This is a genomic window from Enterobacter sp. 198 (genome assembly GCF_009025585.1).
GTDB lineage: Bacteria > Pseudomonadota > Gammaproteobacteria > Enterobacterales > Enterobacteriaceae > Enterobacter > Enterobacter ludwigii.
Genome location: NZ_WCIM01000019.1, coordinates 1 through 17,056, shown reverse-complemented (window position 1 = coordinate 17,056; position 17,056 = coordinate 1). Strand labels below are relative to the sequence as shown.

The window sequence follows — 17,056 nt, the reverse complement described above, 5'->3', positions numbered from 1 at the left end:
GTATAACTACTATGATCTATAGTTGAAAAATGGACTCATCATCCAAAGAAGTTTTTCGCGCCATTAAAAAAGAAAAATAAAGAATCAGTAATGGCACGACACCATTCAATATTAAGATAGTTTATTGCCCTTTCTCTTACGATTTGAGTCTATTTCGTAGAAATAATCTTCACAGAAAACGTCTAAAGCATTTTCCAGTTGAACAAGTTTCAAACCCCGGAAGCCTTTACTTTCAATAACTTCCTTAACCTCTTGTTTAATAATGATAAACCCTCCTAATAATGTGCCGCTAAACGAAAAAATATCATATTCAATCGCATCATTCTTTAATTCAATTTTAAAAGGTATGATATCTCCGAATTTATCATCTTCAAGAATAGATTTTTCTTCATCTATAACATCCACGCCTGGAAAATATACATATTTAAAATCATCTCGAAGAACTTGTCCATTCCCAATCGAAACTGGTGTTATATCTCGATCAAAAATAACATTGTGCTTATAATTTTCTAAAATTGAAAATAAAGACTTGTCCATCAAGTGCCCAAAGTCTTTTTTATAATAGTCAAATTTCAAAGCCCCAACATTTTTATTGCACAACAAATAAATACGATCTGGACATGCATCGTCTGTTATTCGATAAGGGAAGGAAAATGCAGAGCCTTCTATTTCCCAGTTTTCATCGATCTGAAATCTTTCATCAACCATGCCCTGTAAATTTCTTGGCATGAGTGATGATTCAAAGTCATTCATGATCACATAATAGGACATTAATTCATTCCCCTGCATTTTGTTGTGGGAACATGACCCATCCAAATTTTATTCTTCATATCAATCTGGGTCCGCCTTATAGCTATCCTCGTCCCTTTAGCATCTAATATCCCAGAATTATATCGTTGCTCAACACGAGCAATTCGCTGGCGGACAATACCACTATAGTTATGATGATTACTGCTATGGAAAACATCCATTCCTTTCCTGCATCTTGTTTCATTGCTGTTGCGCTGCCTGGCAAATAAATACCATTAAATGCAGAGTCCATGTCTTTACCGATGCCAATATTATTGAAGAATGATTGGTTCTCTTTCCACACCTCAGCGGGTATAACATGGTAAGCAGAGAGTCGATCTCCAACTTTGCCAGACATATCTTTAACTAATATACCACTATTAAATAACCCCCACGGATCCACCCATCCCAGCGCATTCGGCGCATACTGGTAAAGGTCTATCCCCCCGCCAGCCCTATCGGGTCCTGATGCGTAAACCGCCCACAGTCCGGGTCGTAATACCGGAATAGAATGTAGTGCAGACCTGTCTCACGATCCGGGTATTGCCCCGCATACGCAGGTTCTGAGAATATCCTGATAACTGCGTCTCGCTTTCCCGCGACAGCTTGCCCCAGGCGCTGTTCACCCCTCCCCAGCGCACCTGCCCTTCGCTATCCGTCATCCGCTCCGGCGTACCGTTGGGCTGGCAGTGGAACCAGAAGATCTCCGGTGCATCCACGCCATCAATACGCGCCAGCGGATCGTAGCTGTCCTGGTCGCTGTAGACACAGGTCAGCGGCACGTCCCCGTGCACTTCCTGCAGCAGGCGGAACCCTTCTCAGACAAACCGGGTGGTGACAAGCTTACCGGTTGGCTGCCCGCCCAGCATCTGGTGTCGCATTTTGCTGATGCGGCGACCGAGCAGATCGTAGCGGAAGCTTACCTGCGTCTGCGGTTTGTTGCGGTTCCTCGGGTTTGGCCGTTATCCTTCTCTACGGTGCGAGCATGGATATTATTATGCCAGCGAATACCATTCAGCTGCGTCAGGCGGTTGTGCGTCACCTTCTCAGCAGAACCTTCAAGCGGTTTACCGGCAGCATCCCAGCGCCACTGCTCCTGCCCGGGTAGCGTGCCGTCCTGAACAAGCAAACGCCCGACGCTTTCGTATTGCCAGCGGTACCAGCTGAACGGGTTATCATCCCGATCTTCCCGTACCAGGTTAGTGGCGGGATTCGCATCGCGGTGCCGGACGCTGGGCATTGCCGGTAAAGACGTTCCGGCGATGCAGTCGACCAAAATAGTCGTACTCGTTGCGGGTGGTCAGCGCCCCCTGCGTGCAGAATGGAAAAATTGCACTGTTAAAGATGGCGACATACTAAACTTCCTGAGTAAAGTTTAAATAGTTTCAGTTGTGTCTTGAGACTCTCTTTACCTTATGGCATTTACTAATAACCAACGCCATATCTTGATTTTTTATTGAAAGATCAACTAAGGTGTATATAGTGAATCCTGAAAGTGAGTAATTCATCTCGCCATAAATCCAATTTTTACAAAATTATTATCTAACTATTCTTTATGCATTTCATTATACATTTCTCTTTTTTAGACTCGCTTATAAAAGATGTACAAAGAAGATTATTATTTCATTTAGAAAAAAGGGATTAATCCGAGTTTTTATCTCGTATACGAAATAAGTCAGTCATCTATAATAAATTTAAATATCACTATTGGATAATATGACTTCCGTTCCATGAATGGATAACTCATATATGTAATGTACGATTTATTACCATCAGAGATTAAGATCCCATTCAATATATATCCCACAATCAAAGGATCTTTCATTTGATTGCACTGTTATCTCTCCCCATTCATAAGTCCATTTTGTTCCATATGGAGGCTTATTTATCTTTCCCATATTGTTTCTGGAAAATTTATTTTGAACCCATTCTGTCAATCGTCTTTCTTCCTCTTCTAGATTTTTTAACGATGCCCTCTTATCCCAATCTTTGAGTGATTGATAAAAATCTCCGTCTTTATTTGTAAGAAAAAGAGATGGATTAAATGAGAAAATTGCTGGTCTGAACTCTACGATAAAGTTCTGCCCTTCCCATTCAATATCATTTTTCGAAAAATAAAAATTACCTATCTTAGTGAATTGCGGATGGGTTTTGTAAAATTCAGATGAAGTGAATGTTTCAAAAGAGCTAAGTTCAATAGGATAACCATCAATTTTAACATTCCCATTTTTAACATTAAATGTCATCTTCTTCATATATCTATAATCTTAGCAGTAATTAATTTACCTCTTGCTTCTTCAGGTATGTAAAACTGCCCCCCCTTTCCGGATTGAGGATTCGCCGTTGCACAACCATTAGAAACAAATATATCCTTAGATACATAATATTCCCTAACTTTGGTTCCTATAGGGAAATCTGAGTTAAGTGTCACTTGTGACACCTCATGATATCCTAATGAATCACCTTTAGATTACCTAACTGTAGTATGAGTTATGGTATATGCAGGTAACTGATCGCCATTTGAATGCAATGCATAGAGGATCGTGCTTTTTTAAGCGTTCTGTTCGAGTAACTATCAATACCTTTATAATCTTTATTATGAGGTCCTTGCCACTTACCACATCAGCACCATCAACTTCGCGATAAACATTCCAGTATTCATTACCATGAATATGAGGTTGAGAGGAAATCTGGACGTTATCTTTCAACACATTCGGTAAGTTTATGGAGTCATAGCGCCAGCGAATGCCGCAAAGTCGTCAGTGGTTTGTTAGCATAACCTTAAATACCGAACATCAATAAAATTCATATGATACTTTTTGTTAAGAAAATAATCCGTAATCTTTATAGCAGCGTACACTAATGCACTGTATTAGATATACATATTGTTCTATTGACAACATGCGTGCCATAAAGTTATTAACAGTCCATAACCTGGATTTTTAGAATCGAGGGTTCCGCATCGGATTCATTATTCAAATCCTAACACCCTCGATTGTGGTCGAATATTAACATTTAAATCGAATATATTAAATAATTTCCGTTCTTCACCTTCAGGTCCGAATTTATATTCATCACCAACTAACCTCAGTATTTTTTCTTCATCTACAAAGAAACCTCTGTATACTATAGCGGAAATTATCCTTCCAAATATATCTGAAGAAACATGTCTGCTCAATGTTTTAAGATCTGCTAAATTATCTCTAAGAATATAATAAGCGTAATTCATTAGAATAAAGTTGGATATTAATAAATTTTTTGTAGATTGATACTTATCAAAACACTGATCCAAAGCTTTATATATTATTTTTTTAGATTTTTTATATGCATTAATAAAATTACCAGGATCGATAAGATAGCAATTTTTATCATTAAACAACAGGTGATTATCTTCGTTATTCGCAACAAACAAAAAATTTAATACCGATGATTGATAGTATTTTATAGCCTTAATATCTTCAAAGTTTTTCTTTTTTTCAAGTTGTGCATAAAATTGCTCAAGCAATGATAATACAGTTACATTACCATGCTGAGCAGTATTTATACAGAGCCCGGCATTAGTAATGCATAGCAATTTATAAGAGTCATCATCCATGCCCATTTCAAAACACAAAACCCTTAAAAAAAAGCCTTTTGCTTTTATTGCGTAATCTTCTTTGTTGTTTTTTAAAGAAAGAAGTTGATGTATATAAAATAATATAAAGATATCTTTATCTATACGCTGTCGATTATCTATTTGAAACAGATAACCTAATCGAGATAGAAAAACTTCAAATGCATATTTCCCTTCTTCACTTAGGCCTAGCTTCTTTAATGCACGCTGTAACATAAGTTTAGGAAAGCAAGTTTGCCAACGACTCAACTCTGCATACTTCCCATTTTCTTTTTTAAAATAAACGGGAAAAAGGTCTGGTTCATCTTGAACATAGACATAATTTCCAAAACTTTCAATCTCTGCTCTCGCATTAGTGAAGTGTTCAATTTTATGTAGATACATTTCAAAAATCATTAAGTAATCCTCTTACCACATTTCTTCCAATTACCTTTAGCATCTTTCTTTTCAATCTGGAATGAAGTGATTTTATCATTAAAACGAGAAAGGATATTTTTACCGATGCCCCTTGCTCCAGGTTCATTTCTCTTTGATAGAGCTCCATCTTTCAGCCCGGTTTCTTTGTAATTAACTTTTGATATATCACTATGTTGATTAAGAAGCTCAACCCCAGAGTCATTTACGGTCATAACGGCACGATACTGTTCATTTCCAGGGTTAAACCCTGGTCGGCTATCATGATTAACCCATATGGCTTTTTCACCACGATTATTAGGAACCAATCCACCTTTACCATCGAGTTCAGAAGCTGAAGCAATCGCTTCATCTTTACTCATATAGCGTATAACTCCCTCTTGTTTTAATCCCAGAGGGTCTATTCGGGTTAAACTATTGGCACCATACTGGTAAAGGTTTATTCCCCCCGCCAGCCCTATCGGGTCCTGCTGCGTAAACCGTCCGCAGTCCGGGTCGTAATACCGGAACAGATTGTAGTGCAGCCCTGTCTCACGGTCCTGGTATTGCCCCTGCATGCGCAGGTTCTGAGAATATCCTGATACCGGCGTCTCGCTTTCCCGCAGCAGTTTGCCCCAGGCACTGTTCACCCCTTCCCAGCGCACCTGCCCTTCGCTATCCGTCATCCGCTCCGGCGTGCCGTTCGGCTGACAGTGGAACCAGAAAATCTCAGTGGCATCCACGCCATCAATGCGCGCCAGCGGGTCGTAGCTCTCCTGATCGATGTAGACACAGGTCAGCGGCACGTCCCCGTTCACCTCCTGCAGCAGGCGGACCCCCTCCCAGACGAACCGGGTGCTGACCGGCTTGCCGGTTGGCTGCCCGCCCAGCATCTGGCGGCGCGTTTTGCTGATGCGGCGACCGAGCGGATCGTAGCGGAAGCTGACCTGCGTCTGCGGCTTATTGCGGTCCCGGGGCTGGCTGATGACCTCCGTCAGGCGATGTTCGCCGTCGTAGCGGTAGTGCCAGCGGGTTTGTCCGTTATCCTTCTCCACGGTGCGGCCGTGGATGTCATAACGCCAGCGAATGCCGTTCAGCTGCGTCAGGCGGTTGTGCGTGACCTTCTCAGCAGATCCTTCCAGCGGGTTACCGGCAGCATCCCAGCGCCACTGCTCCTGTCCGGGCAGCGTGCCGTCCTGAACAAGCAAACGCCCGGCGCTGTCGTACTGCCAGCGGTACCAGCTAAATGGGTTATCGTCCCGCTATTCCCGTATCAGGTTATTACGGTAGTCATAATCCCAGCGGCGAGACCAGCGGCGCGGCGGCGGACGCTGCGCATTGCCGGTAAAGACGTCCCGGCGATGCAGTCGACCAAGACGGTCGTACTCACTGCGGGTGGTCAGCAGCCCCTGGGTGCGGCTGGTCTCACGGTGAAGTTCGTCGCGGCTAAAATCTGAGACCGACAGCTTATTGAGAGCAGGGTGAACAAGGAGCGAAGAAGCAGGCAAGATGCGTGCGTAAGGCAAAAATTACATCGTTAAAGATGGCGATGTGATGAACTCTTGTTTAACGTTTGATTTTCTTACGGGGTTAAAACACATTTTCCAGGAGTTCTGTTTTCATGCTGGGTTCAAAGGGAATGATTTCAACAGTCGCAAGCTTTAACTTCTGAAAAGGATCCTCGCGTAAGCGCTCTTCAAGAGAGGCAAGACTCTCGCACTTAGCGAGAATGACACCGCCGTTTCTTGGGATCCGTCTATCGGAAGCCAGAAAAATCCCCTCTGCATACCCCTTTTTTAGCCACTCAACATGAGCAGGTATCGCTGCGTCGATTTCATCGAGTGGTTTTATATAGGTCAAAATGACAATGTAAACCGTGCTCATCCTTTGCCTCTTAACTCTGTTTTTTTAAACCGCTTGTTGGAACTGCTGATACAGTCCCTGTTTTGCCACCGGTTATAGTTATCATTTTTTTTAGCGCTTTTGATCTTAATATGCAGGGCCCGATTGAGACAACGCGTTACGCTTCATATCCCAGGAATAAAACCAATCATGCCAACCATTTTGTTTTGCTGGATAGCTACAGAAAACGACCACTTCCTTTGACAGATTGAATGTTAAGTAATAGAAAGTCGCACCTTCAGGAGGTGCAGATCAAAATAGTTTTTCGCCCTGAGCATCGAAGATGGTCAAAACGGTTGGTAATGGCTTAGACTCGCTTAACGCAAAGACTAACTGGCGTGTTGAGTCGACCAGTGCATGGTCTAAAAATGGCATACTAACCACTCTGTTACTTTCACCACTAGCCCAATGAAGCAGGTTATTTTCTTTAAAATAAATGAGATTTTCAATCATTTGTAAACCTCAACTTTTAAAGTTTGATCTTTTTCAAATCACCTTCAAAAAGCCCCACAAGATATACCCGGTATCGTGCTGGTTGCACTTCTTTATACGTTAATACACTAGAAAAATCTTTCAAACACTTTGAACATGTATTTTTCGAAACATCTAATTGGCTATCGTCGTAGCTATATTTCTTATGTTCACTAACAAGCTTCACACCTCTCATTTTCTTAACCAAAAAGCTTTTTACCTCTTCAGTAAGCGTGTCAAACTCATATGAGTTTACGATAGAGTAGACTATTACCCCGTCACATTCAGGGCATGATATTTCCTTTCCATACTCTATGAAATCATTGTCAATGCCATCGAGGGCTAATAACTTCTTTTTAAGTCGATTAGTTATTTTCATTTCCTCTATACCTTTTAATTCCAATAATAACAAGTAAGATTAAAAGTAAATGGATGATGTTATTAGTCAATAATTTAATTTAGGCAAGCCTTGGTTATTGATTATATTGAATTCCAAACTATATATATACCATGGTTGAATGACTTTGTCTCATACGAGACAGAAATTCGGCCCCATTCATAATCCCATCTAATCATTTCTGTTTTCGTAATATCAGGAACCCCTAAATTCAGAGAAAGGCTTAGCCAATCAGACAAGCTTTTCACTGAGTTATTTAGCATGTTAATATTAGTTCTCGCATCCCAGTCCTTTAGGGATTTATAATATTCACTATCTTTATCGACAAGATGAACCATAAAAGGAAAACCAAAACATATTGGCCGTATGTTAATTTCAAATTCTTTATCGCAAAAAAACACTGGATCAATAAGATAGTGATAAGGCATGTATTTCTTTACAGCATTAAACGTATTTAGTTTGTGATAAAGTTTACTGTTGCAAAATCCTTCTTCAGTATCAATCTCTAAAGTTAGACCATCGAAAATTAGCTTTCCCGTTTTCGCATTAAAATTTAAGTTTATCATATATCTATAATCTTTCCTGGGGTTAAAAGATGTCTCGATTCCTCTGGGATAAAGAACTGAAGTCCTCCCCCATCTCCATACAACTTATTGGCTGCAGCTCTACCGTAAGCAACATCTATGTCTTCGCTTACATAGAAAGCCCTTAATTTCGTACGTACAGGCCATCGAGGATCTAATTTTACCTGTAACGCTTGATGATAACCCAAAGGATCGCCTCTATATTGATTGACTGTTGGGAATGTCACAGTATATGAGGGTTGTTGATTCCCATTCGGGTAAAGAGCATAAAGAATTGTACCTTTTTTCAGCTTCCTATTCTTATAAACATCAATACCGGGATAATCATCATTTCCAGGGCCTTGCCACTTCGTTGCTTCTTTAGATGGATCCTTACATTTACGACTCAACCCCCACGGATCCACCCACCCCAGCGCATTCGGCGCATACTGGTAAAGGTTTATCCCCCCCGCCAGCCCTATCGGGTCCTGCTGCGTAAACCGCCCGCAGTCCGGGTCGTAATACCGGAACAGATTGTAGTGCAGCCCCGTCTCACGGTCCAGGTATTGCCCCTGCATGCGCAGGTTCTGAGAATATCCTGATACCTGCGTCTCGCTTTCCCGCAGCAGCTTGCCCCAGGCGCTGTTCACCCCTTCCCAGCGCACCTGCCCTTCGATATCCGTCATCCGCTCCGGCGTACCGTTGGGCTGGCAGTGGAACCAGAAAATCTCCGGGGAATCAACGCCATCGACACGCGCCAGCGGATCGTAACTGTCCTGATCGCTGTAAACGTAGGTCAGCGGCACGTCCCCGTGCACTTCCTGCAGCAGGCGGAACCCTTCCCAGACAAACCGGGTGGTAACCGGCTTGCCGGTTGGCTGTCCTCCCAACATCTGGCGGCGCGTTTTGCTGATGCGGCGACCGAGCGGATCGTAGCGGAAGCTGACCTGCGTATGCGGCTTATTGCGGTCCCGCGGCTGGCTGATGACCTCCGTCAGGCGATGTTCACCGTCGTAGCGGTAGTGCCAGCGGGTCTGGCCGTTATCTTTCTCCACGGTGCGGCCGTGGATGTCATAGCGCCAGCGAATGCCGTTAAGCTGCGTCAGGCGGTTGTGCGTGACCTTCTCAGCAGAACCTTCCAGCGGGTTACCGGCAGCGTCCCAGCGCCACTGCTCCTGGCCAGGCAGCGTGCCGTCCTGAACGAGCAGACGTCCGGCGCTGTCGTACTGCCAGCGGTACCAGCTGAACGGGTTATCGTCCCGCTCTTCCCGCACCAGGTTATTGCGGTAGTCGTAATCCCAGCGGCGAGACCAGCGGCGCGGCGACGGACGCTGGGCATTGCCAGTGAATACATCCCGGCGATGCAGTCGACCAAGACGGTCGTACTCGCTGCGGGTGGTCAGCAGCCCCTGGGTGCGGCTGGTCTCACGGTGGAGTTCGTCACGGGTAAAATCAGAGACCGACAGCTTATCGAGGGCAATGCTGAGCAGATGCCCGCTGCCGTAGTAGAACTGTTTCAGCTCGCGGCCATCGGGCAGCGTGACGGAGGTGCGGTTGCCGAGAGCATCATACTCCCATGCCAGCTCACCGTGCTCGCCCACTTCACGCGTGACACGCCCCAGGGCGTCATACTCAAAGGCAAGTTCCTGTTCTGCCTCTGCACTCCAGGCGTCAACGGAAAGTGCCGGATGAAGTCCAATACGACTCAACAAACCTGACGGTGTGTAGTGATAACGGGTCTGCCCTTCCGGCGTGGTGCGGGCAACCAGCTGGCCACTCGCGCTCCAGGCGAAGGCATGGGTGATGGCTTCCGGATGACCGGCGGCAAACGTGCGCGCTATCGTTCGCCCGCATGCGTCATAGCGATACTGCGAGGTTACGCCATCGAGCCCCACCTCTTCCAGCAGCAGCGAGTCGGGCCCCCAGCGGAACTGATAGGCTTCGCCATTTTCATTTTCCAGGGCAATCAGTCGCCCGCGGCTGTCACAGCGGCGACGGACCTCTTCACCCTGAGTATTACGCGTAGCGGTTAATCGTCCTGCCTCGTCGTATATAAACTCACTTTCTTTGCCATCAGCGCCCGCATGCGTCACCGGCAGGCCGCGTTCGTTCCATGCAAGTGACTCTGTCCAGCCTTCCGGTCGATCGAGTTGCACCGGACGCCCTGCGGCATCGTAGCGATAGCGCGTCTCTTCGCCGTCAGCGCCGATCTCAGTCGTTAACCAGCCCAGCGGATGATAGGTATAGCGGGTTATTCGTCCTGAACAGTCTGTGGCACGAATGACCTGCCCGGCCTCGTTGTACTCCTGGTAGCGACTGTTTCCCGCGGCATCAACTTCTTCAACGACCTGACCAAACTCGTCCCGGCGCAGCAGTGTTGTCTGCCCCATCGGGTCCACCACACGCTTCAGCCCGTGATGTTCGTCGTACCAGAAACGGGTCGCACTGCCGTCGGCTTCAATGATGGCTGACGGCAGCGCGCGGTGCTCCAGCCAGGTGGTGGTGCGGGTATTGCCGTCGGCGTCGATTTCCTGCACCCGGTTGCCCATTTCGTCGTAGACGAAGGTGACGGCGTTACCGAGCGGATCGATGCGACGGGTCAGAAGTTCGTTTTCATCCCACTCGTAGCACCAGTTTTCACCGCGCTCGTCAACGTAGCGGACAATCAGATTTTGCGCGTTCCAGTAGTGCTTACGCGTCTGGCCATCGTAGTGCTCGACGGTCGTCAGCCCGGCGGCTAAATCGTAGGTGAAGCGGCAGCCGTCGCCGGTGCTGGTGCGGTTTTCCACCACGCGCCAGTGGTCGAATTTTTGCCAGCGGTATTCGCTCTCCAGCCCGCCCGGCAGGCGGTGCCAGACCATCAGGCCGTGGTCGTTATAGCGGTATTCACGCGTCACTACGCCAGAGGCATCCGTCACGCTCGCCAGCTGGCCGCGCGCATCGTAACCCCACTGCATCAGCGGCCAGGTACGGTTGCCGTCAAAATGGCTGGCAGAGGTGGCGCGCTGCGGGAAACGCTCATCTTCATAGCGCAGGGTGACATCAATCGCCCGTGGCTCATCGTGAAGATTGACCAGCCTGCCGTGTTCATCCCACTCCGTCAGCAGCGCGTTACCGTATTCGTCGCTGAGGGAGGCCATACGCAGGATGGTGGGATTCGCCCGGGTCGGTTTATACAGACGCCACACCGCGCCGTCGTCGTCGGCAATCGCCACGTCGCCGCTCTCATTGCGGCGGATGATGATGCCTTCACTGATGCTGTAAAACGCGCGATCGACGGGCGGCAGCTCAAAGCTTAGCTCACGGCCGGTTTCGTCGAACCAGGTGGCGTTGTTCTCTTCGAGCGTCAGATAGCTGTCAAAGGTTGTCGCCCAACCCAGACCAAACAGCCCTTCACGGGTGGTCAGGCTGTTGTAGCTGCGCTGCCAGCGCAGCGGGAAGCGCCCCGGCAGCGAGAAATCGAGTTCATCGTCATCATTCAGCACCTTCACGCCGGTTGCAGCATGTACCGGGTGCGAGGAGCCAAACACAGCATTAACGGCCATATCGGCCAGCATGCCACCGCCGGCTGCCGCCAGTGCACAGGGCATATTTTTCAGGATTTTACCCGGACGTCCGCGCAGCAGGGAGAGCGCGATCATCCCCAGCGCCAGACCCGGCGTTTTACCGCTTTTGATATCGCGGACCGTTAGCGTGTCCCCGCCGATGATCACATTCGGGGAAACATCGTCGGAAACGGTGCCTTCGCAGGTGGTGCGATCTTTTGCACGTACCGCGGGCTGTCCGTTGATAAAGACGCTTTTAGAGCCTTCCGCCAGATACTGCGGCCCGGAGTGCTTTTCGCACGCCACCTTGTCTTCTTCCAGCGGCGAGGTTCCCGCGGCGGCAGACGCCACGCTCGGCTGCCACATCTCGCTGCCAAACTGTCCAGCGGCGGAAAGCAGCATGCCGGCGTAATCGGCAAAGCTGCCCGGAGACTGTGGTTCAGGTGACGGTGTGTCGGCGGGCGTCAGCGTCCCGGCCGCTCGTGCAGCGGGAATCGCGTTCGTCAGAACGTTATCAGACCCGGTGGTAATTTTGCCCGCTGGTGACGGCGGGAACAGCGCGTTGCCTAAGCCTTCGGCGGCGTTGCTGATATCGTCAGTTATACCTGCCACGTTTGCCAGTACGCCGCCAATGATCCCACTTAACAGACAGCTGGATCCAATCGCCGCCACGCCCGCGGCGGCAGCACCCGCCCCCAGCAGCGGAGCAGCAACGGTTGCCGCCGCGCCCACGGCAGCGCCGATAACGGCATAGGCCGCACCTTCCGCCACAATACTGGTGATATCCGCAAAAATGCTGGAGTGAATGATCTCGTCGCCCTGACGGGCCGCGTTGTTATCGCTCATGCCTTACACATTCCGGTTGTCGTTTAGCGTCAGACTCTGCTTAAGCGCGCTCCAGCGCCCCTCATCCTCTGCGGTGAATGCTCTGAGCGCCGAGAGGGTAAAAATCATCAACACCGGCTTGCCCGGCGTTTGTACGGCCAGCTGTTTTTGCCAAATGCGCTGTCCGTTACTGTCAAAAGTCGTCTCGACTTCCAGCGCGTTAATTTTTCCGTCAGGCCCGACCTTTACGCCCTGGAATGCGCTTTGGGCAATCTCGCCCATCTGCGGACGTAGTAGTTCCCACTGGCGGTGAAACTCTTTCTCATAGTCGCTGCCATCCGGAATAACGCCGCGACTGACCACCACGGACAACCCGCTTTCGTCGTCGCGAATAATGTTCATACTGTTATCCTGCCACGCGGCAGGAAAAAGGGAGAAGGAACCTTCCTGGAGGGTATATTTCATATGGGAACTCGGGATGATTAATAGTGTGAGAAACAAAAGAGGCCAATCCACACTGGCCTTTTGGCTGGCGAATGCATTATTTAAGCCACTGACCTGACTGTTCAACTAACACATGGCTGCCTTTGCTCACGACCAATTTCACGGGTGAGTAAGTCACGGTGTAAGCGATCTCGCCATTCTTATAGGTAGAGCCAATTATTTTGCCTGCAGGATCGTGCAACGTTTTCCCCTTAAGGGAGATCGTACTATTATCACTTTTGCGCACGCCGAGATAATACATCTGGTCACATTCACTAGTAAAACGCCCGCATTTATTGACCAGAGAAATAGCGAACTTTTCAGTATTGAGTTTTCGGGTTTCAACTGTCTGAGCCGAAGCAGCTTTCTGTAACGTATAACGCTGCGGAGCATAATAATTTCCTTTTTGAGGAGGAGTAACTAAACGCCATTCCATTTCACTCCCCTTAATTTCCAGAACAGCCCGTCCGCCTATACCGCCAAACGATGAGTTGAACTCAACATTGGCACGATTGCCCGCGATCGTACCGCTAAGATTACGCTCATCATCTGCCGGGCAATCAATGCGGTTTCCTCTTTGAGAAATATAGCAATAAGATCCGGAGATACGGCCACCTGATTCAGCTAACCGCAGAGTTAACGTCGAGTCGTTCGCGTACCCGCCTGACCATACTCCGCCAAATGCGGGACCAGATTGGCTTATCGTTTCAAAATTCAGTGTGCCAAATCTTGCAGCCCATTTTTTAATATCGCCGTTAATATCCTGGCGATGTTCAGAAGACTGATAATGAATAACGTCAGACTCGGGTACGAGCCAGGCAGCGTAGATTTTGCCATCTGGTTCGATAACCAAAGCAGAGGCGTTTTCCAGATAAAGATCTTTTAGCCAGCCTTCAATCAACAATCCTCCGTCAGCCGTGGAATGCGGTTCACCAAATACATCAAAATTGTTGATAAACGTCTGGTAATCGCTTCCCAGGGCCTTTCTGAGGAGGTCTGTCACTTCGCTATCGTTAACGATGCGACTGACCGTATTGAGCTTATTGTATTGTGATAACTCTAGCGCAGTTGCAGTTTCAGTTGCATCTGCCAAGAAAGCGGTGAGCAATACGGCTGCCAGATATTTCCTTTTCATAAATTACTCTGGATTTCCATTGTCGTAATTCATTGTTATCTTCACAATTTTACTGTCTTTGATCTCAAAAGAGAGGACCTTTTTACCCAACTCATAGGTAATCCATTGTTCTCCGGCATCCTTTGCGACCTGACCGTCACCGTATGCTGTGTTCAAGTCCGTTCTCGTTGAACCAACATGGACACCACGCGGCGTTGCGGCATCTGTAGCAGTCAGCGTGATCTGCGACACGATATAATCATCAACGCTTCGTTCCGCTTTATCCCACCAGAGATTGGAACTGAAAATGTCTAACCCAGACTTTTTATGCTGGAAGAATTTATAGTTAGCTCCGTCAAAAGGAACCTCACCGGTAAAACTGCCTTCCACTGGCACGTCAATTCTGCGCGCAACGTCAGGAGTCCATCTTTCACCCAATTCGACAGGCTGGCTTTTTATCTGCACAGAAAAATCGTGATTTGTCAGAACGGGCGGTATAACTTGAGCCAATACCGCACTGCTGCACAGACAGGTAAGCATCAGAACAAAACAAAGATATGTCGGAGTCTGTTTTTTCACGTTAATCGTCATTTTCTCAATCTAAATTACGCTTCTCACCGATGTGGGAAACCGCGAGTCATGGAAGCTGTTTTCTTAGTCAGCGCTAATAACAACAGAGCTCAGACAGTCAGGTTTTTTTACGGTGAAACTGAAACTCACTTTTTGTCCATTCATATCTTTTGGTGCTGTATAACTGGTCACTTCATTCTCCGAGCGGCCTCGGGGATAATCAGTTAACGTCAGTTGTGGGTAATGCTTTTTAACGGTTTGAAGTGTGATGCACTGGCCTGATGGTGAAAAATTCAGTAAGGGAGCCATGCCATCATTTTTTTTGCTTACTCGTAAATCAATGGTAGTAATGCTCGTACCCTCCAAAAGCTTGAAATCATCAGCATGGTAGAAGTTCATATATGCATTATTTTTCATGTAGTTAAAGTGCAACGGCATGTCATTTAGACTCGTAACGGATAACGTTTTGAGTAAGGCGCTCATTTGTGAAATGAACGCCCAGAGATCCTTTTTCTCTGAATCTCCCTCAGCCATTCCCGTCGTTAATAATGCAATAAGCACTGCTACGACCTTACTCACCTTTAGTCGTAAATTTCTCCTGCACCGCCGCATCAATATCCCCTTTATGCCCGGAACCCGGCGCCGTGGTACCCGGTTGTGTGCCAGACGTATTCAGGTGCAGCTTACCGCCCGTGGTGATATAACCATCCCCTTCCACGAAGAAGTTAAACTCTTTACCGATCAGGTTAATCTTGCCGTTAGCGTTCAGCTCAATTGCGCTTTCACCGGAGACCAGCCGTAGCTTCGTACCGGAAGCAATGACATATTGCTCCACCGCCGCATCCAGCTTGCCTTTGCCCGTCAGGATCTCTGTTCCGCCTTTCACCGCCTGGATCTGATTCGCTTCCACCCGATGCAGTTCATTTTTCTTCACATAATGGCTGCGCTCGCCACCGACGCTGTGCGTTTCATCGTTCTTAATGCTGGTGTCCATGTTGCGCTCAGCCTGGATCCACACCTGCTCTGCACCCGCCTTGTCCTCAAAGCGCAGGGCGTTGGCATTATCCACGGAGCCATCCTTCGTGCGGCTCATAAAACCCATCTGCGTGGCCGCCGCCGGCAGCGCCCACGGCGGCATGCTTGCTTCGTTGTACACCCGGCCGGTGATAATCGGACGGTCCGGGTCACCGTTGATAAAGTCCACCACCACCTCATCGCCGACCCGCGGAATTTGCACCCCGCCGTACCCCTGACCCGCCCAGGCGCTCGACACGCGCACCCAGCAGGAGCTGGTGTCATCCCCCTTCGCCAGACGGTCCCAGTGGAATTTCACCTTCACGCGGCCATATTTGTCCGTCCAGATACTCTCCCCATTTGGCCCCACAACCTTTGCCGTCTGCGGGCCGTAGGTGCGCGGCCACGCCGTGCTCTGCGCCGGACGGTATGACACCGACGCCGGGATGACGCTGAAATCAGTGCGGTGGATGGTTTCCCCCTCGCCGCTCGCGTAGCGGTTCTCCTCGAAATGGTAACCCGCCGCCGTGACCAGATAGTCACCGTTATCACTGAAGAACGGGGCGCTGGTCAGGGTGAAGGTGTGTCCCGGTGCAATACCCGCGGCCGTGGCCGTCGCCTGAATCTGCTGGTGCTCCACCTGCCAGCGCTCCTGACGGATACGGGCGTAGAACTCCGCATGCCCGGTCTCAACAAACCGTCCCGGCCAGTCGTACACGTCGATACTGCCCGGTTTCGGTGACGCCGGGTTCTGCTGCGCCTGGAACAGCCACGCGTTCGGCTTGCGGAAGTCGTAGTCATCGAGGCTGTAAATCCCCGGGGTGACGCTGTCCTCCAGCGCCCACTGGCTGATACCCTCTTCATCCGTACTGCCGCCTGACGGCGTCTGGTGGTAAGGAATGACTTCGTAGCCGCTGAATGGCTGATGCTGCGTCGCGGCGTCGGTGAGCACCAGGGTGTGCTTGTCCGCCTCGTGGCTGAAGTGGTATGCAATCCCCTCCAGCTCCATCAGACGGCTGATGAAGTCCAGGCTCGACTCCTGATACTGCACGCAGTAGTCCCACACCCGGTAGCTCCCGGTGAGCTTATCCTCCACGTTGACCTGATGTTCAGCCAGCAGGGTTTTCACAATCTGCGGCACCGTCTGGCCCTGGAAGATACGCAGGTTACGGTCGCGCTTCATCGGCCACAGGTCCGGCTCCACCGTCAGCTGGTACACCGCATAGCGGGTGCCCGTCAGCTCGACGGCACTCACCGCCACGCGGGTGATTTTTCCATTGATATAGCGGGGCGTCAGCAGGCTCTGCGTCGGGATGGTCACCGTGACCGGCTGACCCAGCAGTTTGCTGCGGTCAATGCGCGCATCCGTGCCAAGCA

At 48.7% G+C, this 17,056-nt stretch carries 14 protein-coding genes and 2 pseudogenes; all 16 read right to left on the bottom strand.

Translation table 11 applies throughout. From position 1 onward, the window contains the following. Positions 1–111: 111 nt before the first annotated feature. Entirely contained in the window at positions 112–771 is a 660-nt protein-coding gene (locus tag F8561_RS10045) for an Imm43 family immunity protein (RefSeq protein WP_151887396.1), read from the bottom strand. A 103-nt stretch (positions 772–874) separates the two neighbouring features. Next, a complete protein-coding gene (locus F8561_RS24180) occupies positions 875–1,147 on the bottom strand; it encodes a hypothetical protein (RefSeq protein ID WP_086532396.1) in 273 nt (90 codons plus the stop codon). A gap of 27 nt (positions 1,148–1,174) precedes the next feature. Continuing rightward, positions 1,175–2,105: pseudogene (locus F8561_RS10040) on the bottom strand (RHS repeat-associated core domain-containing protein); the annotation flags it as partial. Between the two features lie 456 nt (positions 2,106–2,561). Beyond that, the gene (locus F8561_RS10035; RefSeq protein WP_192938254.1) at positions 2,562–3,044 is read right to left on the bottom strand and encodes a hypothetical protein; all 483 of its coding nucleotides are present in this window, start codon (positions 3,042–3,044) and stop codon (positions 2,562–2,564) included. A 716-nt stretch (positions 3,045–3,760) separates the two neighbouring features. After that, on the bottom strand, positions 3,761–4,798 hold the full coding sequence (locus tag F8561_RS10030) for a hypothetical protein (protein ID WP_151887395.1): 1,038 nt from the start codon (positions 4,796–4,798) through the stop codon (positions 3,761–3,763). Further along, positions 4,798–6,279: pseudogene (locus tag F8561_RS10025) on the bottom strand (RHS repeat domain-containing protein); the annotation flags it as partial. The pseudogene F8561_RS10025 and the gene F8561_RS10030, both read right to left, overlap by 1 nt. Positions 6,280–6,385: 106 nt before the next feature. Continuing rightward, on the bottom strand, positions 6,386–6,679 hold the full coding sequence (locus tag F8561_RS10020; protein WP_148576313.1) for a YciI family protein: 294 nt from the start codon (positions 6,677–6,679) through the stop codon (positions 6,386–6,388). Positions 6,680–6,949: 270 nt separating this feature from the next. Next, a complete protein-coding gene (locus tag F8561_RS24350; RefSeq protein ID WP_226778033.1) occupies positions 6,950–7,150 on the bottom strand; it encodes a hypothetical protein in 201 nt (66 codons plus the stop codon). A gap of 16 nt (positions 7,151–7,166) precedes the next feature. After that, complete coding sequence (locus F8561_RS10010) at positions 7,167–7,547, bottom strand: hypothetical protein (protein WP_151887394.1); 381 nt, start codon at positions 7,545–7,547, stop codon at positions 7,167–7,169. Positions 7,548–7,648: 101 nt separating this feature from the next. Then, positions 7,649–8,131 carry a hypothetical protein gene (locus tag F8561_RS10005; RefSeq protein WP_020882338.1) on the bottom strand — a complete coding sequence of 161 codons (483 nt, stop codon included), beginning with the start codon at positions 8,129–8,131 and terminating at the stop codon, positions 7,649–7,651. Continuing rightward, a complete protein-coding gene (locus tag F8561_RS10000) occupies positions 8,128–12,519 on the bottom strand; it encodes an RHS repeat-associated core domain-containing protein (RefSeq protein WP_151887393.1) in 4,392 nt (1,463 codons plus the stop codon). The genes F8561_RS10005 and F8561_RS10000 overlap by 4 nt, the downstream gene beginning before the upstream one ends. Positions 12,520–12,522: 3 nt before the next feature. Then, positions 12,523–12,963 carry a DcrB-related protein gene (locus F8561_RS09995; protein WP_050736953.1) on the bottom strand — a complete coding sequence of 147 codons (441 nt, stop codon included), beginning with the start codon at positions 12,961–12,963 and terminating at the stop codon, positions 12,523–12,525. Between the two features lie 76 nt (positions 12,964–13,039). Next, positions 13,040–14,116, bottom strand: coding sequence for a hypothetical protein (locus tag F8561_RS09990; protein ID WP_151887392.1), 1,077 nt, complete (start codon positions 14,114–14,116; stop codon positions 13,040–13,042). Positions 14,117–14,119: 3 nt separating this feature from the next. After that, positions 14,120–14,674, bottom strand: a complete 555-nt coding sequence (locus tag F8561_RS09985) for a hypothetical protein (protein WP_226778031.1) — start codon at positions 14,672–14,674, stop codon at positions 14,120–14,122. 75 nt (positions 14,675–14,749) lie between these two features. Next, complete coding sequence (locus tag F8561_RS09980; RefSeq protein ID WP_226778029.1) at positions 14,750–15,226, bottom strand: hypothetical protein; 477 nt, start codon at positions 15,224–15,226, stop codon at positions 14,750–14,752. 10 nt (positions 15,227–15,236) lie between these two features. After that, the coding region (locus tag F8561_RS09975) for a type VI secretion system Vgr family protein (RefSeq protein WP_151887390.1) at positions 15,237–17,056 on the bottom strand (1,820 nt) is incomplete at its 5' end.

What these genes read in the sequence shown, in the direction of transcription:
- F8561_RS10045 (WP_151887396.1), bottom strand. Translation starts at nt 771, where the DNA reads ATGTCCTATTATGTGATCATGAATGACTTTGAATCATCACTCATGCCA.
- F8561_RS24180 (WP_086532396.1), bottom strand. Translation starts at nt 1,147, where the DNA reads ATGTCTGGCAAAGTTGGAGATCGACTCTCTGCTTACCATGTTATACCC.
- F8561_RS10035 (WP_192938254.1), bottom strand. Translation starts at nt 3,044, where the DNA reads ATGAAGAAGATGACATTTAATGTTAAAAATGGGAATGTTAAAATTGAT.
- F8561_RS10030 (WP_151887395.1), bottom strand. Translation starts at nt 4,798, where the DNA reads ATGATTTTTGAAATGTATCTACATAAAATTGAACACTTCACTAATGCG.
- F8561_RS10020 (WP_148576313.1), bottom strand. Translation starts at nt 6,679, where the DNA reads ATGAGCACGGTTTACATTGTCATTTTGACCTATATAAAACCACTCGAT.
- F8561_RS24350 (WP_226778033.1), bottom strand. Translation starts at nt 7,150, where the DNA reads ATGATTGAAAATCTCATTTATTTTAAAGAAAATAACCTGCTTCATTGG.
- F8561_RS10010 (WP_151887394.1), bottom strand. Translation starts at nt 7,547, where the DNA reads ATGAAAATAACTAATCGACTTAAAAAGAAGTTATTAGCCCTCGATGGC.
- F8561_RS10005 (WP_020882338.1), bottom strand. Translation starts at nt 8,131, where the DNA reads ATGATAAACTTAAATTTTAATGCGAAAACGGGAAAGCTAATTTTCGAT.
- F8561_RS10000 (WP_151887393.1), bottom strand. Translation starts at nt 12,519, where the DNA reads ATGAGCGATAACAACGCGGCCCGTCAGGGCGACGAGATCATTCACTCC.
- F8561_RS09995 (WP_050736953.1), bottom strand. Translation starts at nt 12,963, where the DNA reads ATGAAATATACCCTCCAGGAAGGTTCCTTCTCCCTTTTTCCTGCCGCG.
- F8561_RS09990 (WP_151887392.1), bottom strand. Translation starts at nt 14,116, where the DNA reads ATGAAAAGGAAATATCTGGCAGCCGTATTGCTCACCGCTTTCTTGGCA.